20 protein-coding genes are annotated in these 24,429 nt (G+C 55.1%); 14 read left to right on the top strand and 6 right to left on the bottom strand.

Features of this window, described 5'->3' with window-relative positions:
• The first annotated feature begins 26 nt into the window (after positions 1-26).
• From kdpF to potE, 9 genes are all read left to right on the top strand, one after another.
• Positions 27-116, top strand: a complete 90-nt coding sequence (gene kdpF, locus GM298_RS20075) for a K(+)-transporting ATPase subunit F (RefSeq protein WP_015386886.1) — start codon at positions 27-29, stop codon at positions 114-116.
• Positions 116-1,795: a potassium-transporting ATPase subunit KdpA gene (gene kdpA / locus GM298_RS20070; RefSeq protein WP_025756366.1), complete on the top strand. Its 1,680-nt coding sequence runs from the start codon at positions 116-118 to the stop codon at positions 1,793-1,795. The genes kdpF and kdpA overlap by 1 nt, the downstream gene beginning before the upstream one ends.
• A gap of 18 nt (positions 1,796-1,813) precedes the next feature.
• Positions 1,814-3,862 carry a potassium-transporting ATPase subunit KdpB gene (gene kdpB / locus GM298_RS20065; RefSeq protein WP_088244128.1) on the top strand — a complete coding sequence of 683 codons (2,049 nt, stop codon included), beginning with the start codon at positions 1,814-1,816 and terminating at the stop codon, positions 3,860-3,862.
• Between the two features lie 12 nt (positions 3,863-3,874).
• Positions 3,875-4,450: a potassium-transporting ATPase subunit KdpC gene (kdpC, locus tag GM298_RS20060; protein WP_025756364.1), complete on the top strand. Its 576-nt coding sequence runs from the start codon at positions 3,875-3,877 to the stop codon at positions 4,448-4,450.
• Positions 4,451-7,138, top strand: a complete 2,688-nt coding sequence (kdpD, locus tag GM298_RS20055) for a two-component system sensor histidine kinase KdpD (protein WP_045286152.1) — start codon at positions 4,451-4,453, stop codon at positions 7,136-7,138.
• The gene (gene kdpE / locus GM298_RS20050; RefSeq protein ID WP_266155126.1) at positions 7,135-7,812 is read left to right on the top strand and encodes a two-component system response regulator KdpE; all 678 of its coding nucleotides are present in this window, start codon (positions 7,135-7,137) and stop codon (positions 7,810-7,812) included. Before kdpD ends, kdpE begins: the two co-directional genes overlap by 4 nt.
• Before the next feature lie 278 nt (positions 7,813-8,090).
• Entirely contained in the window at positions 8,091-8,195 is a 105-nt protein-coding gene (gene speFL / locus GM298_RS20045; protein ID WP_003858645.1) for a leader peptide SpeFL, read from the top strand.
• A 255-nt stretch (positions 8,196-8,450) separates the two neighbouring features.
• The gene (gene speF, locus GM298_RS20040; protein WP_266155125.1) at positions 8,451-10,649 is read left to right on the top strand and encodes an ornithine decarboxylase SpeF; all 2,199 of its coding nucleotides are present in this window, start codon (positions 8,451-8,453) and stop codon (positions 10,647-10,649) included.
• Positions 10,646-11,959, top strand: coding sequence for a putrescine-ornithine antiporter (gene potE, locus GM298_RS20035; RefSeq protein WP_266155124.1), 1,314 nt, complete (start codon positions 10,646-10,648; stop codon positions 11,957-11,959). Before speF ends, potE begins: the two co-directional genes overlap by 4 nt.
• Before the next feature lie 90 nt (positions 11,960-12,049).
• Here the strand turns inward: potE and pgm are convergent, their stop codons facing one another.
• Together pgm and seqA are read right to left on the bottom strand one after the other, a co-directional pair.
• Positions 12,050-13,690, bottom strand: coding sequence for a phosphoglucomutase (alpha-D-glucose-1,6-bisphosphate-dependent) (pgm, locus tag GM298_RS20030; protein WP_266155123.1), 1,641 nt, complete (start codon positions 13,688-13,690; stop codon positions 12,050-12,052).
• Positions 13,691-13,714: 24 nt separating this feature from the next.
• Entirely contained in the window at positions 13,715-14,263 is a 549-nt protein-coding gene (gene seqA / locus GM298_RS20025) for a replication initiation negative regulator SeqA (RefSeq protein WP_025756358.1), read from the bottom strand.
• A 183-nt stretch (positions 14,264-14,446) separates the two neighbouring features.
• On the opposite strand from seqA, the gene ybfF reads away from it, so the two are divergent.
• From ybfF to fur, 4 genes are all read left to right on the top strand, one after another.
• Entirely contained in the window at positions 14,447-15,220 is a 774-nt protein-coding gene (ybfF, locus tag GM298_RS20020) for an esterase (protein WP_266155122.1), read from the top strand.
• A gap of 128 nt (positions 15,221-15,348) precedes the next feature.
• Positions 15,349-15,636, top strand: a complete 288-nt coding sequence (gene ybfE, locus GM298_RS20015) for a LexA regulated protein (RefSeq protein WP_023334913.1) — start codon at positions 15,349-15,351, stop codon at positions 15,634-15,636.
• A gap of 155 nt (positions 15,637-15,791) precedes the next feature.
• Positions 15,792-16,322: a flavodoxin FldA gene (gene fldA, locus GM298_RS20010; RefSeq protein ID WP_008501067.1), complete on the top strand. Its 531-nt coding sequence runs from the start codon at positions 15,792-15,794 to the stop codon at positions 16,320-16,322.
• 290 nt (positions 16,323-16,612) lie between these two features.
• Positions 16,613-17,059: a ferric iron uptake transcriptional regulator gene (gene fur, locus GM298_RS20005; protein ID WP_014169146.1), complete on the top strand. Its 447-nt coding sequence runs from the start codon at positions 16,613-16,615 to the stop codon at positions 17,057-17,059.
• A gap of 107 nt (positions 17,060-17,166) precedes the next feature.
• Here fur and chiQ read toward each other — a convergent pair whose 3' ends face one another.
• The 4 genes from chiQ to nagE form a co-directional block, all read right to left on the bottom strand.
• Positions 17,167-17,496, bottom strand: coding sequence for a ChiQ/YbfN family lipoprotein (chiQ, locus tag GM298_RS20000; protein ID WP_025756356.1), 330 nt, complete (start codon positions 17,494-17,496; stop codon positions 17,167-17,169).
• A 46-nt stretch (positions 17,497-17,542) separates the two neighbouring features.
• Positions 17,543-18,940 (bottom strand): chitoporin ChiP, encoded by a 1,398-nt coding sequence (gene chiP / locus GM298_RS19995; RefSeq protein ID WP_025756355.1) that lies wholly within the window; start codon positions 18,938-18,940, stop codon positions 17,543-17,545.
• Between the two features lie 446 nt (positions 18,941-19,386).
• Positions 19,387-21,054 (bottom strand): glutamine--tRNA ligase, encoded by a 1,668-nt coding sequence (gene glnS, locus GM298_RS19990; RefSeq protein ID WP_025756354.1) that lies wholly within the window; start codon positions 21,052-21,054, stop codon positions 19,387-19,389.
• A gap of 169 nt (positions 21,055-21,223) precedes the next feature.
• Positions 21,224-23,245: an N-acetylglucosamine-specific PTS transporter subunit IIBC gene (gene nagE / locus GM298_RS19985; RefSeq protein WP_266155121.1), complete on the bottom strand. Its 2,022-nt coding sequence runs from the start codon at positions 23,243-23,245 to the stop codon at positions 21,224-21,226.
• 328 nt (positions 23,246-23,573) lie between these two features.
• Here nagE and nagB point away from each other — a divergent pair, with 328 nt between their 5' ends.
• Positions 23,574-24,374 (top strand): glucosamine-6-phosphate deaminase, encoded by an 801-nt coding sequence (gene nagB, locus GM298_RS19980; protein WP_013097568.1) that lies wholly within the window; start codon positions 23,574-23,576, stop codon positions 24,372-24,374.
• Positions 24,375-24,429: the final 55 nt, after the last annotated feature.

Below are 24,429 nucleotides of genomic sequence, written 5' to 3'. Positions count from 1 at the left end.
CAACAAAAGTCACCCGGAGGTGGATTGTGAGTGCAGGTCTTATTACCGGCATCGTGCTGGTGTTCCTGTTATTGGGTTATCTGGTTTATGCCCTGATTAACGCGGAGGCATTCTGATGGCTGCTCAGGCGTTTTTGCTTATTGCCAGCTTCTTAGCGGTATTGTTGGTTCTGGCAAGGCCGCTGGGATCGGTACTGGCACGGCTGATTAACAACGTCCCCTTGCCCGGCACGGGAAGCGTTGAAAAAGGGATCTGGCGTGTACTGGGAATCGACGATCGGGAGATGAACTGGCGTGAATACCTGTTCGCCATTCTGCTGCTCAATATCGCGGGGCTCATTGCGCTTTTTGCCATGCTGATGCTGCAGGGCAACCTGCCGCTGAATCCGCAACACTTACCGGGTTTGTCCTGGCATCTTGCGCTGAACACGGCGGTCAGCTTTGTCACCAACACCAACTGGCAGTCCTATGCCGGTGAAACCACGCTCAGCTACTTCAGCCAGATGGCCGGGTTAACCGTGCAGAATTTCCTCTCTGCTGCCAGCGGTATCGCGGTGATCTTCGCCCTGACGCGTGCGTTTGCGCGTCAAAAAATCAGTACCCTTGGAAATGCCTGGGTCGATTTGACACGCATTACCCTGTGGATCCTGCTGCCGATTGCGCTGCTGATCGCGCTGTTCTTTATTCAGCAAGGCTCCCTGCAAAACCTGCTGCCTTACACGTCATATACCACCCTTGAAGGCGCAAAACAGCTCCTGCCGATGGGCCCGGTGGCGTCACAGGAGGCCATCAAGATGCTGGGGACGAACGGAGGGGGATTCTTTAACGCCAACTCGTCGCATCCGTTTGAGAACCCCACCGCACTAACCAATTTTGTGCAGATGCTGGCGATCTTCCTGATCCCCGCCGCGCTCTGCTTCGCCTTTGGCGATGTGGTCAACGATCGCCGTCAGGGGCGCACCCTGCTCTGGACCATGTCGCTTATCTTTGTAGTCTGCGTAGCGCTGGTGATGTGGGCCGAATGGCAGGGTAATCCGCACTTCCTTTCACTGGGTGCCGATAGCGCGATCAACATGGAAGGGAAAGAGAGCCGCTTTGGCATTCTCGCCAGCAGTCTGTATGCGGTGGTTACCACGGCAGCCTCTTGTGGGGCGGTTAACGCCATGCATGACTCGTTTACCGCACTGGGTGGCATGATCCCGATGTGGCTGATGCAGATTGGCGAAGTGGTGTTTGGCGGCGTGGGCTCCGGTCTTTACGGCATGCTGCTGTTCGTACTGCTGGCGGTGTTTATTGCCGGTCTGATGATTGGCCGCACACCGGAATACCTGGGGAAAAAAATCGACGTTCGCGAAATGAAATTAACCGCACTGGCGATTCTGGTCACCCCGGCGCTTGTACTGCTCGGCACCGCACTGGCCCTGATGACCGAGGCCGGACGCAGCGGCATTTTTAACCCCGGGATCCACGGCTTTAGCGAAGTGCTCTATGCCGTCTCCTCTGCCGCCAACAACAACGGCAGTGCCTTTGCAGGCTTAAGCGCCAACTCACCGTTCTGGAACTGTCTGCTGGCGTTCTGCATGTTTGTGGGTCGCTTCGGGATCATTGTGCCGGTTATGGCGATTGCCGGATCGTTGGTGAATAAAAAAATTCAACCGACCACTACCGGCACATTGCCGACCCACGGCGCGCTGTTTATCGGCCTGCTGACGGGCACCGTGTTGCTGGTCGGCGCCCTGACCTTTATCCCCGCCCTCGCGTTAGGCCCGGTCGCGGAATACCTCTCTTTACGCTGATTTTGCGGAGAAATTGTCATGAGTCGTAAACAACTGGCCCTGTTCGAACCGTCATTAGTTCGCCAGGCGCTCATGGATGCGGTGAAAAAACTCAGCCCGCGCGTGCAGTGGCACAACCCGGTGATGTTTATTGTCTGGGCGGGAAGCGTCCTGACCACCGCCCTGGCGATCGCCATGGGAACGGGCCACATGCCGGGAAACGCGATGTTTACCGGAGCCATCAGCCTGTGGCTGTGGTTTACCGTGCTGTTCGCCAACTTCGCAGAGGCGCTGGCGGAAGGTCGGAGTAAAGCCCAGGCCAACAGCCTGAAAGGAGTGAAAAAAACCGCCTTCGCGCGCAAGCTACGTGAACCAAAATACGGCGCGCAGATGGACCACGTCCCGGCGGATGAACTGCGTAAAGGCGATGTGGTGCTGGTGGAAGCGGGCGACATCATCCCCTGCGACGGGGAAGTTATTGAGGGGGGCGCATCGGTGGACGAAAGCGCCATCACCGGGGAATCTGCGCCGGTGATCCGTGAATCCGGCGGCGATTTCGCCTCCGTGACGGGCGGGACACGCATTCTCTCCGACTGGCTGGTGATCCAGTGCAGCGTTAACCCGGGAGAGACCTTCCTCGACAGGATGATCGCCATGGTGGAAGGCGCGCAGCGTCGGAAAACCCCGAACGAAATTGCGCTGACCATCCTGCTGGTGGCCTTGACCATCGTCTTCCTGCTGGCAACGGCAACGCTCTGGCCGTTCTCCGCCTATGGCGGCACCGCGGTCACCGTCACTGTTCTGGTGGCACTGCTGGTCTGTCTGATCCCCACCACCATTGGTGGTCTGCTGTCGGCCATCGGCGTGGCCGGTATGAGCCGCATGCTCGGTGCCAACGTCATCGCCACCAGCGGGCGGGCGGTGGAAGCCGCCGGTGACGTGGATGTCTTGCTGCTGGATAAAACCGGGACCATCACCCTGGGTAACCGCCAGGCGTCAGACTTCTTTCCCGCCCCGGGCGTGGATGAAAAAACGCTGGCGGATGCCGCCCAGCTCTCTTCCCTTGCCGATGAAACCCCGGAAGGCCGCAGCATTGTGATCCTCGCCAAACAGCGCTTCAACCTGCGCCAGCGCGACGTGCAGAGCCTGCATGCCACTTTCGTGCCCTTCACGGCGCAAACCCGCATGAGCGGCATCAACATCCAGGACCGCATGATCCGTAAAGGTTCCGTTGACGCCATCCGTCGCCACATTGAGGCCAACAACGGTCATTTCCCACCGGAAGTGGACAGCCTGGTCGAGAGCGTGGCCCGTCAGGGAGCGACGCCGCTGGTGGTGGCCGAAGGGGCGCGCGTGCTCGGGGTCATTGCCCTGAAGGACATCGTCAAAGGCGGCATCAAAGAGCGCTTTGCCCAGCTGCGCAAGATGGGGATCAAAACGGTGATGATCACCGGGGATAACCGGCTGACTGCCGCGGCGATTGCCGCCGAAGCGGGCGTGGATGATTTTCTTTCCGAAGCCACCCCGGAAGCCAAACTGGCATTGATTCGTCAATATCAGGCGGAAGGCCGTCTGGTGGCGATGACCGGTGACGGGACCAACGATGCCCCTGCCCTCGCACAGGCTGACGTGGCGGTAGCGATGAACTCCGGTACCCAGGCCGCAAAAGAGGCGGGCAACATGGTCGACCTGGACTCCAACCCTACCAAGCTGATTGAAGTGGTGCACATCGGCAAGCAAATGCTGATGACCCGCGGTTCGCTGACCACGTTTAGCATCGCCAACGACGTGGCGAAGTATTTCGCCATCATTCCGGCCGCGTTTGCTGCGACTTATCCGCAGTTAAACGCGCTGAATGTGATGCATCTGCACTCCCCGGCCTCGGCCATTCTGAGCGCAGTGATTTTTAACGCCCTGATTATTGTCTTCCTGATCCCGCTGGCGCTGAAAGGCGTGAGCTATAAGCCGCTCACCGCCGCCGCCATGCTGCGCCGTAACCTGTGGATTTACGGCCTGGGCGGGCTGGTGGTGCCCTTCATCGGTATCAAGGTTATTGACCTGCTGTTGACGCTGTTCGGCCTGGTTTAAAAGGTGAATCAAATGACGATGTTACGCCCCGCTATACTTCTGTTTATTCTGCTGTCTCTTATTACCGGCGGGTTGTACCCGTTGGTGACCACCGCGCTGGGCCAGTGGTGGTTTAAGGATCGGGCCAACGGCTCGCTGATTATGCAAAATGGCGAAAACCGCGGTTCGCGCCTGATTGGTCAGAACTTTACGGATGCCCGCTACTTCCAGGGACGCCCTTCCGCCACTGCCGAAAGCCCGTATAATCCGATGGCATCCGGCGGCAGTAACCTGGCGGGCAGCAACCCTGAGCTGGACAAAGCCGTCACTGAGCGCGTGGCCGCTCTTCGCGCCGCTAATCCACAGGCCAGTCAGCATGTTCCCGTGGAGCTGGTAACCGCCTCGGCCAGCGGGCTGGACTATAGCCTGACGCCGGCAGCGGTGGCATGGCAGATCCCGCGCGTCGCCGCTGCCCGTCAGTTGACCGTTGAGCAGGTTAGCCAGCTTGTTGCCGAGCACACGCAAAAGCCGCTGGTCAGCTTTATCGGCATGCCCGTGGTAAATATTGTTGAGCTGAATCTGGCGCTGGACGCGCTAAGGAAAAACTAAATGACCGACGAGCCCATGCGCCCGGATCCGGACAGGCTGCTCGAACAAACAGCTGAAGCCCATCGCGGCAAACTGAAAATTTTCTTTGGCGCCTGCGCAGGCGTCGGGAAAACCTTCGCCATGCTGACAGAAGCCCAGCGGCTTCGGGCACAGGGGCTCGATATTCTGATCGGCGTGGTTGAAACCCACGGCCGCAAAGAGACCGCATCGCTGCTGAAGGGGCTGGCCACTCAGCCGCCCCGACGCATCAGTCATCGTGGTCGGTTAGTCACCGAATTCGATCTCGATGCCGCCCTCGCCCGCCGTCCCGCCCTTATCCTGATGGACGAACTGGCGCACAGCAATGCGCCAGGCTCACGCCATCCAAAACGCTGGCAGGACGTGGAAGAGTTACTGGAAGCCGGCATCGATGTATTCACGACGGTTAACGTTCAGCATCTCGAAAGCCTGAACGACGTGGTGAGCGGCGTGACCGGCATTCAGGTCCGTGAGACGGTGCCCGATCCCTTCTTTGATTCCGCGGACGAAGTGGTGCTGGTCGACCTGCCCCCCGATGATTTGCGCCAGCGCCTGCATGAAGGCAAAGTCTATATCGCCGGTCAGGCCGAACGCGCCATCGAACATTTCTTCCGTAAAGGCAACCTGATTGCCCTGCGCGAGCTGGCCCTGCGCCGCACCGCCGACCGGGTGGACGATCAAATGCGCGCCTGGCGTGACCTGCAGGGACAGGAACGCGTCTGGCATACACGGGACGCCATCCTGCTGTGCGTGGGACACGGCAGCGGCAATGAAAAACTTGTCCGCACCGCCGCTCGCCTGGCGGCCAAATTTGGCAGCGTCTGGCACGCGGTGTATGTCGAAACGCCGCAGTTGCACGCGCTGCCTGAAAACCAGCGTCGCGCTATTCTGAGTTCGCTGCGCCTGGCGCAGGAGCTGGGCGCGGAAACCGCCACCCTTTCCGATCCTCAGGAAGATAAAGCCATTCTGCGCTACGCGCGTGAGCATAACCTGGGGAAAATCGTGATTGGCCGTCGCCAGCATCGCCGCTGGTTTAGCCGCGAATCCTTTGCCGACAAACTGGCCCACCGCGCGCCGGATCTGGATCTGGTGATCGTGGCGCTGGATGACAAACCCACGCCGTTACCCAACCGCGCACCGGACAGCCGCACCTTCAGCGATAAGTGGCGCATTCAGCTCCGCGGCTGTCTTGTGGCCGTGGTGCTCTGTGCCCTGATCACCGTCATTGCCAGCCAGTGGCTGATAGCCTTTGATGCCGCCAACCTGGTGATGATCTACCTTCTTGGCGTGGTGGTGGTGGCGCTCTTTTACGGACGCTGGCCGTCGGTACTGGCGACGGTTATCAACGTCATCAGCTTCGATCTGTTCTTTATTGCCCCCCGCGGAACGCTCGCCGTGTCGGATGTGCAGTACATACTCACCTTTGCGGTAATGCTCACCGTCGGGCTGGTGATCGGGAATCTGACGGCGGGCGTACGCTATCAGGCGCGTATCGCCCGCTACCGCGAACAGCGCACCCGCCATCTCTATGAGATGTCGAAATCGCTGGCGGTGGGCCGTACCCCGCTGGATATTGTGCAGACCAGCGAGCAGTTTATCCGCTCGACGTTTCATGCCAGCAACCTGATTTTACTCCCGGACGAACATGGCAAGCTGCGCCCGCTGACGTCGGCCTCGGGCATGACGCCCTGGGACGAGGCTATCGCGCGCTGGAGCTTTGACAAAGGGTTACCGGCTGGCGCAGGGACCGACACCCTGCCCGGCGTGCCCTATCAAATTCTGCCCCTGCGCAGTGCCGATAAAAATCAGGGGCTGGTCATCGTTGAGCCCTCCAACCTGCGCCAGCTGATGATCCCTGAACAGCAGCGGCTGCTGGAAACCTTCACCCTGCTGGTGGCCAGCGCGCTGGAACGGCTGGCGCTCACCGCCAGCGAAGAGCAGGCCCGGCTGGCAAGCGAACGTGAAAGTATTCGTAACTCGCTGCTGGCGGCGCTGTCTCATGACCTTCGAACCCCGCTCACCGTCCTGTTTGGTCAGTCAGAAATCCTGACGCTGGACCTGGCGGCGGAAGGCTCTAAACACGCCCTTCAGGCCAGCGAGATCCGCCAGCACGTGCTGAATACCACGCGCCTGGTGAATAACCTGCTTGATATGGCGCGTATCCAGTCAGGCGGTTTTAACCTCAAAAAAGAGTGGCTCACGCTTGAAGAGGTGGTAGGCAGCGCCCTGAAAATGCTCGAGCCTGGCCTCGGTGGGCGGCATATCGCGCTCAACATGCCCGAGCCACTCACCCTGATTCACGTTGATGGCCCGCTGTTTGAACGCGTGCTGATCAACCTGCTGGAAAATGCCGGCAAATATGCCGGTGCCAGTGCACGGATTGGCGTGGATGCGACGGTGGAAGAAGGAACGCTGCATCTTGACGTCTGGGATACTGGTCCGGGCATTCCTGCCGGGCAGGAGCTGGCAATCTTTGAAAAATTCGCGCGCGGCAATAAGGAGTCGGCCATTCCAGGCGTTGGGCTGGGGCTGGCCATTTGCCAGGCGATCATTGACGTTCACGGCGGGTCCATTTCCGCAGAGAATCGTCCGGAAGGCGGTGCGCGTTTTTGTGTTACACTTCCTCTGGAAACCCCGCCAGAACTTAATGAATTACCAGAGGATTTGTGATCAACGTTCTGATTGTTGAAGATGAGATCGCCATTAGCCGGTTTCTGCGCGCTGCGCTGGAAGGAGATGGCCTGCGCGTGCATGATGCGGGTACGCTTCAGCGGGGTTTAATTGAAGCCGCCACCCGCAAACCGGACCTGGTGATCCTCGATCTTGGTCTACCGGACGGCGACGGCATCGATTTCATTCGGGAAGTCCGCCAGTGGAGCCAGATGCCGATTCTGGTGCTCTCCGCCCGCACAGAAGAGACGGATAAAATTGCCGCGCTGGATGCCGGGGCGGATGACTACCTGATTAAACCCTTTGGTATCGGCGAACTGCAGGCACGCCTTCGCGTGGCGCTGCGTCGTCACAGTGCCTCTACGCCTGCCGACCCCACTTACACGTTTGGTGATATCCGGGTTGACCTTGCCGCACGACGCATTGTGCGCGGTGAAGAGGAGATCCATCTCACGCCAATCGAGTTTCGCCTGCTCGCCGTGCTGCTCAACAACCACGGCAAGGTGCTCACCCAACGCCAGCTATTAAGTCAGGTATGGGGCCCCAATGCCGTAGAACATAGTCACTATTTGCGCATATATATGGGGCACCTTCGTCAGAAACTCGAAATCGATCCCGCTCGCCCTCGCTATTTATTAACTGAAACCGGTATCGGTTATCGGTTTATGCTATGAATAACTATTCATTTTATTTTAAATAAAAACAAAACCAACCAGAAAAATAGTCCAAAAATAACTCACCGTTATTTTATCGGGTTATTTTCGCTCATTTAAGACATTAACAATACAATCCATTAACAGACCATCAACAAATCAGCATTTTGATCTGCGATATTCATCAAAAACGAATATTTATTTCTGATTTGATCGGTTAACGGTGATCTATTTCACAGTTAATAGCCTTTTCCTGGATAAAATGACCATGCTTTCAATTACTGAAAGGAAAATGAAACATGGAAAACAACAATCGTTTAATGCCCCATATAAGGCGGACAACACATATCATGATGTTTGCCCACCGAAACTGCTTTGACTTTCATCTCTTTAATGCCCGGTAGTCCTTCGACTTCTGGCGCACTCGCTTACAGGTTATCCTGAAACTCCCTATTTTACAGGCTGTTGCCTGTAACCTCGTGCGCTCATTTAACGTGATTCAGACTCATCCGCACCGGGCGGACTGAATTGCCATCATAAAAAAGCAATTCACTGATTTTTAATCAGCGGCCTCCTTTTGCTTTTTTTTCCGGAAAATTATCGATTTCTTTTTTGCAAGAAATCGAGGGACTTTTATTACCTAAAATAAAGAGAGAAAGATGAACAGTTTAAAAATTGCAGCCAGCCGTGCCTGTCCGGATTGTTTTACCACCCAGCGTGAACTGGTGGATGTGCGGGCCTCGGATTATATTGATGTTGCCGCTATTGTTCTGGCCGTCAGCGATATTACCGACGGTATACTGGACGAAATAGAAGCCACCGGATTTGGTATTCCTGTTTTTGTCGCGACGCACAAAGAAGAGATCATCCCGGCAGACTATTTATCACGCATTCATGGCGTATTTGAGTATTCAGACACCAGCAACGACTTTTATGGACGTCAACTTGAAGCGGCAGCGCAGAAGTATGAAACCCAGCTGCGCCCGCCGTTTTTCCGCGCCCTGGTCGATTATGTGAAACAGGGCAACAGCGCGTTTGACTGCCCGGGGCATCAGGGCGGGCAATTCTTCCGCCGTCACCCTGCCGGGAACCAGTTTGTCGACTTCTTTGGCGAGACGCTTTTCCGTGCCGATCTGTGCAACGCCGACGTGGCGATGGGCGACCTGCTGATCCACGAAGGCGCACCGTGCATCGCCCAGCAGCATGCGGCCAAAGTCTTTAATGCCGATAAGACTTACTTCGTACTGAATGGCACTTCATCATCTAACAAAGTGGTGCTTAACGCCCTGCTCACGCCGGGTGACCTGGTCTTGTTCGACCGTAACAACCATAAATCCAACCATCACGGTGCCCTCCTTCAGGCAGGCGCTACGCCGGTCTATCTGGAAACCGCGCGCAACCCGTACGGTTTTATCGGTGGTATTGACGCCCACTGCTTTGATGAACGTTATCTGCGCGAGCTTGTGGCAGAGGTGGCGCCTGGCCGTGCACGCGATGCGCGTCCATTCCGCCTAGCGGTGATCCAGCTGGGTACCTACGATGGCACCATCTATAACGCCCGTCAGGTGGTGGATAAGATTGGTCATCTGTGCGATTACATCCTGTTTGACTCGGCCTGGGTGGGTTACGAGCAGTTTATTCCGATGATGGCCGACTGCTCTCCGCTGCTGCTGGAGCTGAACGAAAACGATCCGGGGATCCTGGTGACCCAGTCTGTGCACAAACAGCAGGCGGGCTTCTCACAGACCTCGCAAATCCACAAGAAAGACAGCCACATCAAAGGTCAACAGCGCTATGTCCCGCATAAGCGGCTGAATAACGCCTTTATGATGCACGCCTCCACCAGCCCGTTCTATCCGCTGTTTGCCGCGCTGGACATCAACGCCCGGATGCATGAAGGCCAGAGCGGCCGCAACATGTGGATGGATTGCGTGGTGAACGGTATCGAAGCGCGAAAATTAATTCTGGAGAACTGCCACTACCTGCGTCCGTTCGTACCCGAAACGGTAGATGGTCGTCCCTGGGTAAGCTGGGACACGGCGGAAATTGCGACCGACCTGCGTTTCTTCCATTTCGTGCCGGGTGAACACTGGCACGCTTTTGAAGGCTACGCTGAGCACCAGTATTTTATCGACCCGTGCAAGCTCTTGCTGACCACGCCGGGCATTAACGCCCGCACCGGCGAGTATGACAATTTTGGCGTGCCTGCCACTATCCTCGCCAACTTCCTGCGTGAAAATGGCATTGTGCCGGAGAAATGCGATCTCAACTCGATCCTGTTCCTGCTCACGCCAGCGGAAGATATGGGCAAACTGCAGCAGCTGGTGGCGCAGCTGGTCCGCTTCGAAAAACTGCTCGAGAGTGATGCCCCGCTAAAAGAGGTGCTGCCTTCCATCTGCAGACAACATCCGGATCGCTACGCGGATTACACCCTGCGCCAGATCTGCCAGGAGATGCATGACCTGTACGCCCGCCACAACGTGAAACAGCTACAGAAAGAGATGTTCCGCAAATCCCACTTCCCACGCGTGATGATGAACCCGCAGGACGCGAATTACGCCTATCTGCGCGGCGAGGTCGAACTGGTATCCCTGCGCGACGCGGAAGGCCGCATCGCCGCTGAAGGCGCCCTTCCTTATCCGCCAGGGGTGCTATGCGTTGTCCCGGGGGAAGTCTGGGGCGGTTCCGTGCTGCGCTACTTTGCCGCGCTGGAAGAAGGCATCAACCTGTTACCGGGCTTTGCGCCCGAGCTGCAAGGGGTCTACGTCGAAGAGTGCGAGGGTCGCAAACAGGTTCGCTGCAATGTCATCAAACAACCCGCCGCTCAGCCCGCGCTGCTGAAAGGAGAGACATTATGAGTAAGTCCAATAAGATGGGCGTAATGCAGCTCACCATCCTCACTATGGTGAATATGATGGGATCGGGGATCATCATGCTGCCCACCAAGCTTGCAGAAGTGGGGACCATTTCGATTATCTCCTGGCTGGTGACCGCCTTAGGTTCAATGGCGCTGGCATGGGCGTTTGCCAAGTGCGGAATGTTCAGCCGCAAGTCAGGCGGTATGGGGGGCTATGCCGAATATGCCTTTGGTAAGTCCGGCAACTTTATGGCCAACTATACCTACGGGGTGTCACTGCTAATCGCTAACGTGGCCATTGCTATTTCCGCCGTCGGTTACGGCGCAGAGCTGTTTGGCGCGACGCTTAGCCCGGTACAGATTGGTTTAGCCACCATCGGCGTACTGTGGATCTGCACCGTGGCCAACTTTGGCGGCGCGCGCATCACCGGCCAGCTCAGCAGCATCACCGTCTGGGGCGTAATCATCCCGGTTGTCGGCCTGTGCATCATCGGCTGGTTCTGGTTCAGCCCGACCCTGTACGCTAACTCCTGGAACCCGCACCATGTACCGTTCTTTACCGCAGTGGGCTCTTCTATCGCCATGACGCTATGGGCCTTCCTCGGCCTGGAATCCGCCTGTGCGAATGCGGAAGTGGTGGAGAACCCGGAAAAGAACGTCCCGATTGCCGTTCTCGGCGGCACGCTCGGCGCGGCGGTGATCTATATCGTCTCGACGAACGTGATTGCAGGCATCGTGCCGAACATGGACCTAGCAAACTCCACGGCGCCGTTCGGGCTGGCTTTTGCGCAGATGTTCACTCCAGGCGTCGGGAAAGTGATCATGGGTCTGATGGTGATGTCCTGCTGCGGGTCACTTCTCGGCTGGCAGTTTACTATCGCTCAGGTATTTAAATCTTCGGCTGATGAAGGCTACTTCCCGAAAATCTTCTCCCGCGTGACCAAAGCCGATGCGCCGGTGCAGGGCATGTTAGCGATTGTCATCTTCCAGAGCGGATTGTCGCTGATGACCATCAGCCCGTCGCTGAACAGCCAGTTCAACGTGCTGGTCAACCTGGCGGTCGTGACGAATATCATTCCATATATTCTGTCGATGGCGGCGCTGGTGATTATTCAGAAGGTCGCGAAAGTGGAACCACGCAAAGCGCGCGTGGCGAACATCGTGGCGTTGATTGGGGCGATTTACAGCTTCTATGCGCTCTACTCATCCGGGCAGGAGGCGATGCTGTATGGTGCGATGGTGACCTTTATGGGTTGGACGCTGTACGGTCTGGTGTCACCACGGTTTGAATTGAAGAATAAGCACAGTTGAAAAAAAGCCCGGTGGCGCTAGCGCTTACCGGGCCTACGATCGTTGTTGTAGGCCGGGCAAACGCAGTGCCGCCCGGCACACAAACCGCACTTACGCGTTTTTCAGCACTTCGCTGACAATCTCTACCGCTTCTTTCTCAATCTGCTGACGGTGCTCAGCGCCAAGGAAACTTTCGCAATAGATTTTATACGCATCTTCCGTACCGGATGGACGTGCCGCGAACCAGCCGTTGTCGGTCATCACTTTCAGTCCGCCAATGGATGCACCGTTACCCGGTGCCGCCGTCAAACGGGCAGAGATCGGGTCGCCCGCCAGGGTGCTTGCGCTGACCATCTCAGGAGAGAGTTTCGACAGCGCCGCTTTCTGGGCAGACGTCGCGCTGGCCTGAATACGGTTATAGCTCGGCGCACCAAAGCGTGCCGCCAGGTCGTTATAATGTTCCTGCGGGTTTTTACCGGTGACCGCGGTGATTTCCGCCGCCAGCAGGCACATGATGATGCCGTCTTTATCGGTTGACCACGGCGTGCCGTCGAAGCGCAGGAAAGATGCCCCCGCGCTCTCTTCACCACCGAAGCCGAAGCTGCCGTCGTGCAGACCGTCAACAAACCATTTGAAGCCAACCGGTACTTCCACCAGCTTGCGCCCCAGCGCATCGACCACGCGGTCGATCATGGCTGAAGAGACCAGCGTCTTACCGACAGCCACCTCTTTGCCCCACTGCGGACGGTGCTGGAACAGGTAGTTAATCGCAACCGCCAGATAGTGGTTCGGGTTCATCAGTCCGGCCGGGGTGACAATACCGTGGCGGTCATAATCCGGGTCGTTAGCAAACGCCAGGTCGAATTTATCGCGCAGCGCCAGCAGGCCCGCCATGGCACACTCTGAGGAACAGTCCATACGGATCGCGCCATCTTTATCGAGGTGCATAAAGCGGAAGGTCTGATCGACGTGATCGTTCACGATGGTCAGGTCCAGCTTGTAATGCTCTGCGATACGTTTCCAGTATTCAATACCGGAGCCGCCCAGCGGATCCACGCCCAGCTTCAGCCCGGCTTTCTGAATTGCCGCCATATCGACGATATCCGCCAGCCCTTCCACGAACGGCTGAACCAGATCCTGTTCTTTCACGTGACCCGATGCCATGGCGGCATCCAGAGAAATACGTTTCACGCCTTTCAGGCCATCTGCCAGCAAGGCGTTGGCGCGATCTTCCACCACTTTGGTGACGTTGGTGTCAGCCGGACCACCGTTAGGCGGGTTGTATTTGATGCCGCCGTCTTCCGGCGGGTTGTGGGATGGCGTGATAACGATGCCGTCCGCCAGCGCGCCACCTTTTTTGTTGTGCACAAGGATAGCGTTAGAGACCGCAGGCGTTGGGGTAAAACCGTTGTTCTCCTGAACAATCACATCGACGCCGTTTGCCACCAGCACTTCCAGCACCGAAATAAAGGCAGGTTCAGACAGTGCATGGGTATCTTTCCCCACGTAGCACGGACCGGTAACGCCGTTTTTAGCGCGCTCTTCTGCAATGGCCTGAGCAATGGCCAGAATGTGCGGTTCGTTAAAGCTGTGGCGCGCCGCGCTACCGCGGTGGCCAGATGTACCAAACTTCACTGCGTGTTCTGCGTTGCCCACGACCGGTTTCAGCACGTAATACTGCGCGGTCAGCTGAGCGACGTTAATCAAATCGCTTTGTTGTGCAGGTTGGCCTGCACGGCTGTGATTTGCCATTACCGGGTCCTTCTGATGCAAGGGTTAAATTGTACCGCAAACCTTTTCAGTCAATTCCGCCGGGAACTGCATGGACTGCATGATGTGTTCAATCATGCTGCACTTGCGGCCCGTATTGGTATTGGTGATCACCCAGTACGGAGTGCCAGGGACATGTTTGGGTTTGGTTTGGTTGCCATTTTGCAGCAGCGTCTGCTCATCACCCGCGAAATAGACGCGAGTACGACCGTGAAGCGACTCGGTCGCCTCAGCAAACGCATTGTTATCCAGTGAATAAAGTGTAGACAGCACCAGCATAAAGCGGTTAACCGCCTTTTTCTGCTCCGCATATTCATCGGACAGGAGCAGCTCGCGCATCGCGCGCACTTTATCTTTTGCCGGTGTCACGGCAGGTTTTGCTTGTGCGACAACGCCCGGCTGAGACACGACATCTTTGGTGACTGGGGTAGCAGGCTGTGAAGCGGCGGAAATTTTAAGCATGCGCCGTAAAATGTCGGACGCGCTCTCCCCGATATGCCGCGTCTGGCTGGCAATATACTGATAGAGTTCGTCATCAACTTCGATTGTTTTCATCTTAATCCAGTGCGATATCTTATCTGAATACAAGTCATTGGGATTATAAGGTCAAATCCCAACAGCGGATAGCGTCAAACCAGGTTGGCCACAAAAGTCAGATTAAACTGGAACCTTGCAGCCGGGCGGCAGAATGGTCAACATGATACCCTAACCTGACATACGTAAAAAAAGAACTTTGCCATGAAATTGAATACCCGAGCGCAAACTGCACAATCGCCGAACAATAATTCTCCCATCGTACTGGTTCACGGGCTTTTTGGCAGTCTGGATAACCTGGGCGTGCTGGCGCGCGATCTGGTTACTGACCACGATATTTTGCAGGTCGATATGCGCAATCACGGTCTTTCCGGGCGTTCAGACGAGATGACCTATGTCGCGATGGCGCAGGATCTGCTGGATACGCTGGACGCCAACAGCCTGCAGAAGGTAACCCTCATCGGGCATTCAATGGGCGGCAAAGCGGTGATGGCCCTCACAGCGCTTGCGCCGGAGCGTATTAACGGCCTGGTGGTGATTGATGTCGCGCCTGTCGATTACGACGTTCGCCGTCATGACGAAATTTTTGCCGCCATCAATGCGGTCACCGAAGCGGGTGTCGCGACCCGCCAACAGGCGGCGGCCGTCATGCGTGACCATCTGGATGAAGAAGGCGTTGTGCAGTTCCTGTTGAAATCGTTTGTGGACGGACAATGGCGTTTTAACGTGCCGGTGCTCTGGGCGCAGTACAACAACATCGTGGGCTGGGAAACGGTACCGGCCTGGCCACACCCTACCCTCTTCATTCGTGGCGGTAACTCTCCTTATGTTACCGACGCGTACCGCGAGGCCATACTGGCGCAATTCCCGCAGGCGCGTGCCCACGTCATTGCCGGTGCCGGACACTGGGTTCATGCCGAAAAACCTGACGCCGTGTTGCGTGCCATTCGTCGCTATCTCTCTGATACGGCAAATTGATTAAAAAGAGAGCGACTGGAAGACTGCGGGCTTCCAGTCGTTGGCGCGCCGTTTTTGGTGATGTATGATGGCGCGCTTATCGCCCGGGCATTAGCAGGGCGGCGTGTTTCCCCCGAAGTCTCAGAATCATGGCCAAAGAACAAACGGACCGTACGACACTAGATCTGTTCGCGAATGAGCGTCGCCCGGGACGACCCAAGACGAATCCGCTTTCGCGCGATGAACAGCTGCGTATCAATAAACGCAATCAGCTTAAACGCGATAAAAATCGTGGGCTTAAGCGTGTCGAACTGAAGCTTAACGCCGACGCCGTCGATGCGCTGAACGAGTTGGCTGACGCGCGCAATATCAGTCGCAGCGAACTCATTGAAGAGATGTTGATCGCCCAGCTTGAGACGTTGCGCAGCCAGGCATAAGTCTGAAAATCCCCTTAATGACCCTTTTCATGTAGCACAGAGTGCAGTCCTGCGTGATAGCTGTTTCCGCAGGGTTGCCAGTTCTGCTATTATTGCCCTTATCCGTGGCCAAATTGCGCCACCATACTATTAAGTTTCAAGAGGTTATTTTACTCATGGCAATCATCGGCATTTTCTTCGGCAGTGATACCGGCAATACCGAAAACATCGCAAAAAACATTCAAAAACAGCTCGGTAAAGACGTTGCTGATGTGCATGACATCGCCAAGAGCAGCAAAGAAGACCTCGAAGGCTATGACATCCTGCTGCTGGGCATTCCGACCTGGTACTACGGCGAAGCCCAGTGCGACTGGGATGATTTCTTCCCGACGCTGGAAGAAGTGGACTTCAACGGTAAACTGGTTGCCCTGTTTGGCTGTGGCGATCAGGAAGACTACGCCGAGTACTTCTGTGACGCACTGGGCACTATCCGCGACATCATCGAGCCAAATGGCGCCGTGATTGTTGGCCACTGGCCGACTGCCGGCTACCACTTCGAAGCGTCTAAAGGCCTGGCGGATGACGACCATTTCGTGGGTCTGGCCATCGACGAAGACCGTCAGCCTGAACTGACCGCAGAGCGTGTTGAGAAGTGGGTGAAGCAGATCCGCGAAGAGCTGCACCTGGACGATATTCTCAACGCCTGAGTTTTATCACGGCGCAACGGCGGTTGCGCCCATGTTCCAGGTCAAACCGATTAAATTAATCGCTACAATCTTTTAACTTTTTCGTCCAGACCTGTACAATGTCTCCCTGATAAAACGTGGTTTTCCATTGCGCAAGTTTGTTGGTGATACCACGTTTTTATAAGCATATTTTGCCTGAGACTTGCAGTTTTCATTTAGCCATGGCAGTTCTATAATGAGACGCATTATCCCAGGTGCATTTTCTGTCACTTCCTAAGAAGTGAATCGTTTAGCAACAGGACAGATTCCGCATGACTGACAACAATACCGCATTAAAGAAGGCTGGCCTGAAAGTTACGCTTCCTCGGTTAAAAATCCTCGAAGTGCTTCAGGGTCCAGACAATCACCATGTCAGTGCGGAAGACCTTTATAAACGTCTTATCGACATGGGTGAAGAGATTGGGCTGGCTACCGTTTATCGCGTGCTGAACCAGTTTGATGACGCGGGCATTGTTACCCGTCATAATTTTGAAGGCGGGAAATCTGTCTTCGAACTGACCCAGCAACAGCACCACGATCACCTGATCTGCCTCGATTGCGGCAAGGTCATTGAATTTAGCGATGATTCCATCGAAGCGCGTCAGCGTGAAATCGCGGCGCGTCATGGCATCCGTCTGACCAACCACAGCCTGTACCTGTATGGTCACTGTGCTGAAGGCGATTGCCGTGAAGATGATCACGCGCACGACGCAAAATAATTTGTGTTCATGCTCTGAGCCAGCCGCAAGGTTGGCTTTTTTTTGGCCTGTTTTCAGGCATAAAAAAACCCGGCAAGCGCAGCGCCACCGGGCAGGGTAACAGCGAATCAGTTACTGTTATTGCTACGAATCTCTTTCCAGATCTGATCGCAACGCTTCGCCACTTCCTGATCGTTACCGGTTTTACGCGCCTGGATACAGGCCTGGTAATCCATCACGCGCACCGTCTCCTGCGTCGCGAACTGCTCATGCGCTTTCTCTTTCTTCAGCACATTCAACACGCTCTGACAGGCTTCAATTTTCTCCGGCGAACCCTCAGCAGTATTGATACATGCGCTATAAGCCTCTTTCAGCCGGGAATCTTCTTCCGGTGCCTGAGTCTGAGCACACGCCACCAGTCCCGACGCCAGCAGCGCGACAATTACGATTTTTTTCATCATGTACAGTCTCCTGTCCGGCGGGCACTGCCCGCCAGACGATTCATCAGAAGATGGTGAACGGTGCGATAACCATGAATTTCACGTCACGTTCATCCTGGAAGATGTTGCCGTAACCGCCCGCATAGCTCGGGATATCGGAGTGGTTGTCATACTGGGTGAAGTGCAGTTTGAACATCGTGCCTTTTGCGCGACCATCCTGCAGGGTATAGATCGCATCCAGGCTGTAGGAGGACTCTTTCAGGCGATAGTTTGGATCGTAGTAAGCGTCTGGTGTGGCCATATCGGCAGGTTTTGCATCCCAGGCGTAAGCGTAAGAAGCCCCCACCGCCCAGCCAGGCAGGTTCCAGTTTTTCAGGTCATACATCGCACCGAAGAAGACCGCTTTCTCGCCGTCGGCGTTGAAGTCTGAACGGTTATCCCACCAGATATCAAGACGTCCGTTGGACGATGCATAGGTCGGGGTCATACGCTGCAGGAAGTAACCCTGCTGCCCTTCCGCCTTCACCCACGTTCCTTCCAGACGTAAATCAACCTGGCCTACCTTGTAGCCGAATGTCAGAGCCTGTAACCATGCTGTACCGTCATAGATGTCGTTGACACCACCATCACTGACTTTATCGCGCGTGCCGTAGAACTGATAGCTGGTGCTCAGCGGGCTCCCGGCGATATCAAATTTGTAACTGGCTTTGGCAAAGTACTGATCGACGTAACCTTCTGCCTGACCAAATGCCGCTTCAAGAACCAGATCGTTTTTGAAGTCGTATTTCGCGCCCAGCGAGTGCAGGTAATCGACTTTGGTTTTTTTATCGTTCTGGTAGAACTTGTCCATTTCGATGTGCCATGGAGCTTTGTACTCGTTGGTCCACATGTAAGAGAAGCTCAACGCACCCGCATCACCATAGTCGAAGTTCGCCCCGGCTTCGGCCCCCTGATAAGTGCCCGGCATAAAGCTCCAGTGCGGCGCTAACAGCGTCTGGCCGGTTGGCTGAATATAGCCCCCGCGCGCCCATACCGGGCCGTATTTAAATTTCGCTGCGGCCTTGTAAAGGCTGATACCGCTTTTATCTCCAGACCAGTCTTCTTTATAGGCTTTGTTGCTGGAGGAGAAGGCAATTTCGTTAGGGTGGGCGCTGTCGCCGTTTTCCGCCATTTCGATCGCGGTGAACGCAGCAATATCCAGACCGAACATATCCGCGGCGTAGCCTGACTGGAAGTCCAGGTTGGCGTTCCAGGTGGAGTGAGAAAGGTTGGTTTTGTATTTGTCTTCGGTAACGTCTTTACGGTCACGCTCACGCTGCCAGTAATAAATACCGCCCGTGAGGGTAGAATCTTCGATGAAACCCGCCGCTTTTGCCTCTGGGGTAACGACCAGGCCCGACATAGCTGTCACACCGGCAATAGCCAGCGCCAGCGCACTACGTTTGCCACTGAACGTACGCATAGATTATTCCTCTTTGACGAATTAAAACGCCTGAAACGGCGAAAATAAAAAAGACCCAATGGTCAGGGGTAGTTTTAAATACCCTCGAATTAACTACCGTCTTTAGGTTATTTTTCGCGACGCGAATTATCAATGCTTTTCAGCGGGCAAAAGTCAGGATTATGACGAAGTGCACATAATTGGTAGTGCTTTGTAACATTTACCGGAGGACGAGATTTGGCGGGGTAAGACATTAAATATCAGTAGTTAAAATCGTTAAACTCTGTAACGTTTTCCTCATTCTGTTTTTATGCAAACAAACAAACTTTTTTCAGGAAAATAAGTAGCACCACATTGACCTGATATTTTCACCGAAAGGTTTACAGCCCGGCTTTAACGATATGATCATAAATAAAAAAAACGCCGCAATACGCGGCGTTTGTCTCTCATTGACCAATACAGCGTTATTATTCGCCGATCTTAGTCCAGGTATCGCGCAGACCTACGGTACGGTTAAATACCGGTTTTTCCGCCGTGCTGTGACGGCTGTCGAGGCAGAAGTAACCTTCACGTTCGAACTGGAACGCTTTGCCCGCTTCAGCCGCTTTCAGTGATGGCTCCGCATAGCCCTGTTTGATAACCAGTGATTCCGGGTTAATGGTCGCCAGGAAGTCTTCAGCCGCACCCGGGTTAGGCACGCTGAACAGACGATCGTAGAGGCGAATTTCGACCGGCAGCGCGTGGGGCGCACTCACCCAGTGAATAACGCCTTTTACCTTGCGTCCGTCCGCCGGATCTTTGCTCAGGGTCTCTGCGTCGTAAGAGCAGAAGATGGTGGTGATGTTACCTTCCGCATCTTTCTCCACACGCTCGGCTTTGATGACGTAAGCATTACGCAGACGCACCTCTTTACCCAACACCAGACGCTTGTACTGCTTGTTAGCTTCTTCGCGGAAGTCAGCACGATCGATCCAGATTTCACCGCTGAACGGCACGTCACGGCTTCCCATTTCCGGTTTGTTCGGATGGTTAGGCATGGAGACCAGCTCGCTTTCACCCTGCGGATAGTTCTCGATAACCAGTTTCACCGGGTCGATAACCGCCATCGCGCGCGGTGCGTTTTCGTTGAGGTCTTCGCGAATGCAGGATTCCAGAGACGCCATTTCAATTGTGTTGTCCTGCTTGGTCACGCCAATGCGTTTGCAGAACTCACGAATAGACGCGGCAGTATAACCACGACGACGCAGACCAGAGATGGTCGGCATACGCGGGTCATCCCAACCCTCAACGTGCTTGTCGGTGACCAGCAGGTTCAGCTTACGCTTGGACATCACGGTGTATTCCAGATTCAGACGAGAGAACTCGTACTGACGCGGATGCACAGGAATGGTGATGTTATCCAGTACCCAGTCGTACAGACGACGGTTGTCCTGGAACTCCAGCGTACACAGCGAATGGGTGATACCTTCCAGCGCATCGCTGATGCAGTGGGTGAAGTCGTACATCGGATAGATGCACCACTTGTTACCGGTCTGGTGGTGTTCAGCGAACTTGATACGGTACAGCACCGGATCGCGCATTACGATGAACGGAGACGCCATGTCGATTTTGGCACGCAGACACGCTTTGCCTTCTTCGAAGCCACCCGCACGCATTTTTTCAAACAGCGCCAGGTTCTCTTCCACGCTGCGATCGCGGTAGGGGCTGTTTTTACCCGGTGCGGTCAGCGTACCGCGATATTCACGGATTTCATCCGCAGACAGCTCGTCGACATACGCCAGACCTTTGTTGATCAGCTCAACCGCATAGGCGTACAGCTGATCAAAATAGTCAGAGGAGTAGCAGATATCGCCAGACCAGTTGAAGCCCAGCCATTGCACGTCGTTCTTGATCGACTCAACGTATTCGATGTCTTCTTTTACTGGGTTGGTGTCATCGAAACGCAGGTTGCACTGTCCGTTATAGTCCTGGGCAATGCCAAAGTTCAGGCAAATTGATTTTGCATGACCAATGTGCAGATAGCCGTTCGGCTCCGGCGGGAAACGGGTATGGATCGTGGTGTGCTTACCACTGGCCAGATCTTCATCGATGATCTGACGAATAAAGTTACTCGGGCGGGCTTCTGCCTCACTCATCGTGGATTCCTCAAAGCGTAAACAACGTATAACGGCATATGATCTTATAAGCCGGACGTAGTGACAACCCTTAAAACGGCTCTGAAGAAAATAATGGGGGCATTTGCTGCAAAAAAAAGCGGCGGAGGAGATCCCCCGCCGCTTAAGGCATGACTCTACTCAGGAGCGATTACTTGCCTTTAATCTCATACAGCGGTGTTTGGCCCGCAACAACCTGACCTTTCGCCTGAATGACCAGGCCACTGAAGTCGTCGATGTTGCTGCAAACCACCGGGCTTATCATGGAGCGCGCATTGGTGTTCAGTAAGTCCAGATCCATTTCCAGAATCGGCTGCCCGGCGACCACTTCAGCGCCCTCTTCCACCAGGCGAGTAAAGCCCTGACCGTTCAGCGCTACGGTATCGATACCCATGTGGACAACGATCTCTGCGCCATTTTCTGTTTCGAGGCAGAACGCGTGGTTGGTGTTGAAGATTTTCACAATGGTACCGGCAGCAGGAGACACAACGGTTTTGTCCGTTGGTTTCACCGCGACACCGTCACCCACCGCTTTGCTGGCGAATGCTTCATCAGGCACCTGCTCAATCGCCACGACTTCACCGGTGACAGGAGAAACCAGCGCAGCAACGGTTTTGGCGTTTGGTACGGCCTGCGGTTTTGCAGCAGCAGGTGCGGCAGCGGGGGCAGCGCCTGCTTCAGCGGCGGCAACCGGGCCAGTTGTTTTCATGGCGTTGGCAATTTTTTCCGCAACGAAGCCGACAATAATCTGCACGCTGGTTTTGTTCAGGCGGATAACGCCGGACGCGCCCAGACGTTTTGCCAGCGCTTCATTCACCAGAGAGGAATCTTTCACGTTCAGACGCAGACGGGTGATACAGGCATCAATGCCGGTCAGGTTGTCAGAACCCCCGACAGCGGCGATGTACTGACGCGCCAGACCAGAAACATCCTGATCCTGCGCACCGCTCACGTTCACGTCCTGACCATCCGCTTCGCTACCGGCCACAGCCAGCTCGCGACCCGGGGTCATCAGGTTGAATTTGGTGATAGTGAAACGGAACACCACGTAGTAGATCGCGAAGAACACCAGACCTTGTGGAATCAACATCCACCAGTGGGTCGCCAGCGGGTTACGGGAAGAAAGCACCATATCCACCAGACCCGCACTGAAGCCAAAGCCCGCAATCCATTGCATGCTGGCAGCGATAAACACGGAGATACCGGTCAGCACAGCGTGGATCACATACAGTACAGGTGCCACGAACATGAAGGAGAATTCCAGCGGTTCGGTGATACCGGTGAAGAAGGCCGCAAACGCCCCCGCCATCATAATACCCAGCACTTTCGCTTTGTTCTCTGGACGCGCGCAGTGGTAGATAGCCAGCGCAGCACCCGGCAAACCAAACATCATGATTGGGAAGAAGCCAGCCTGGTAGCGACCGGTGATACCGACAACCGCTTTACCGGCTTCGATGGACTGTGCGCCACCCAGGAAGTTAGGGATATCGTTAATACCCGCAACGTCGAACCAGAACACGGAGTTCAGCGCGTGGTGCAGACCAACCGGGATCAGCAGACGGTTGAAGAACGCGTACACGCCCGCCCCGATGGAGCCCAGTTTCTGAATGTGCTCACCGAAGTTAACCAGACCGTCGAAGATCATCGGCCAGATGTACATCATGATGAACGCAACGACGATCATCACGAACGAGGTCAGGATTGGCACCAGACGACGGCCGCTAAAGAAGGAGAGCGCTTTTGGCAGTTCAACGCTACTGAAGCGGTTATACAGTTCGGCGGAGATGATACCTACAAGGATACCGACAAACTGGTTGCTGATCTTACCGAATGCCGCCGGCACCTGGTCCGCCGGAATTTTTTGGATCATCGCCACTGCTGCTGGTGAGCAGAGCGTGGTTAAGACGAGGAAACCGACAAAACCGGTCAGCGCAGCGGCACCGTCTTTGTCTTTGGACATACCATAAGCTACACCAATTGCAAACAACACGGACATGTTGTCGATAATGGCGGAGCCTGACTTGATAAAGAACGCCGCCAGCGCGCTGGTGCTACCCCAGCCGTTGGGGTCGATCCAGTAGCCGACACCCATCAGGATGGCTGCGGCAGGCAGCGTGGCGACCGGCACCATCAGTGCGCGACCAACCTTTTGTAAATAACCTAGAATACTCACTTTCTTCCCCCTATGAGACCCCGTTTAAGGCGTGTTCTCAGCTCTGTTTTTTATTGTGTCACGAACTATAGATACAGTTGATGATTCACTGGCATTGTGAGTGTGTGAAAAATTAATTCGTATCGCAAATTAAACACCTGCTTTTTGTGATTTTTGTCACCAAATATCGTTTCTCACCCTCCCTTTCACTGGCTAACAACGAAAACTTATTTTATCATTCGAAAAATCAAGACGGATTGATCCGGCCTGAAAGGTTCCAGGTTACGCTTACGTATCAGGTCCCGATAGCCATCCGCCCACTCTTTTACTTTAACTCTTGAGGTGAACAATGAGACTGATTCCCCTGGCCACTGCTGAACAAGTCGGTAAATGGGCCGCTCGCCATATCGTTAACCGCATCAACGCGTTCAAACCGACCGCCGATCGTCCTTTCGTACTTGGCCTCCCGACGGGCGGCACACCGCTGACCGCGTATAAGGCCCTGGTTGAGATGCACAAAGCAGGCCAGGTTAGCTTCAAACATGTTGTAACCTTCAATATGGACGAATACGTCGGCTTACCGAAAGATCATCCGGAAAGCTACCATAGCTTTATGCACCGCAATTTCTTTGATCACGTTGATATTCCAGCTGAAAATATTAACCTGCTGAATGGAAACGCGCCTGATATTGACGCAGAATGCCGTCAGTATGAAGAAAAAATCCGTTCTTACGGTAAAATCCACCTGTTTATGGGCGGTGTGGGTAATGACGGTCACATCGCATTTAACGAGCCGGCATCGTCTCTGGCGTCCCGTACCCGTATTAAAACGCTGACCCATGACACGCGCGTGGCAAACTCCCGCTTCTTTGATGGCGATGTGAACCAGGTTCCAAAATACGCCCTGACCGTAGGCGTAGGCACCCTGCTGGATGCCGAAGAAGTGATGATTCTGGTGCTGGGCAGCGTGAAGGCGCAGGCGCTCCAGGCAGCCGTTGAAGGCAACGTTAACCATATGTGGACCATCAGCTGCCTGCAGCTGCATCCAAAATCAGTCATCGTCTGCGACGAGCCATCCACGATGGAGCTGAAGGTAAAAACGTTGAAATACTTCAACGAGTTAGAAGCTGAGAACATCAAAGGTCTGTAATTGAATAACCGCCTCTTCAACAAGAGGCGGCCGCTTTTTTTAACCGGGGGTCGTT

Origin of the sequence: Enterobacter sp. HSTU-ASh6 (assembly GCF_026319105.1) — a bacterium.
In the GTDB taxonomy this organism is placed as follows: Bacteria; Pseudomonadota; Gammaproteobacteria; order Enterobacterales; family Enterobacteriaceae; genus Enterobacter; species Enterobacter sichuanensis.
Note: the sequence above shows the minus strand (reverse complement) of the source record. Positions and strands in the feature narration are given on the sequence as shown.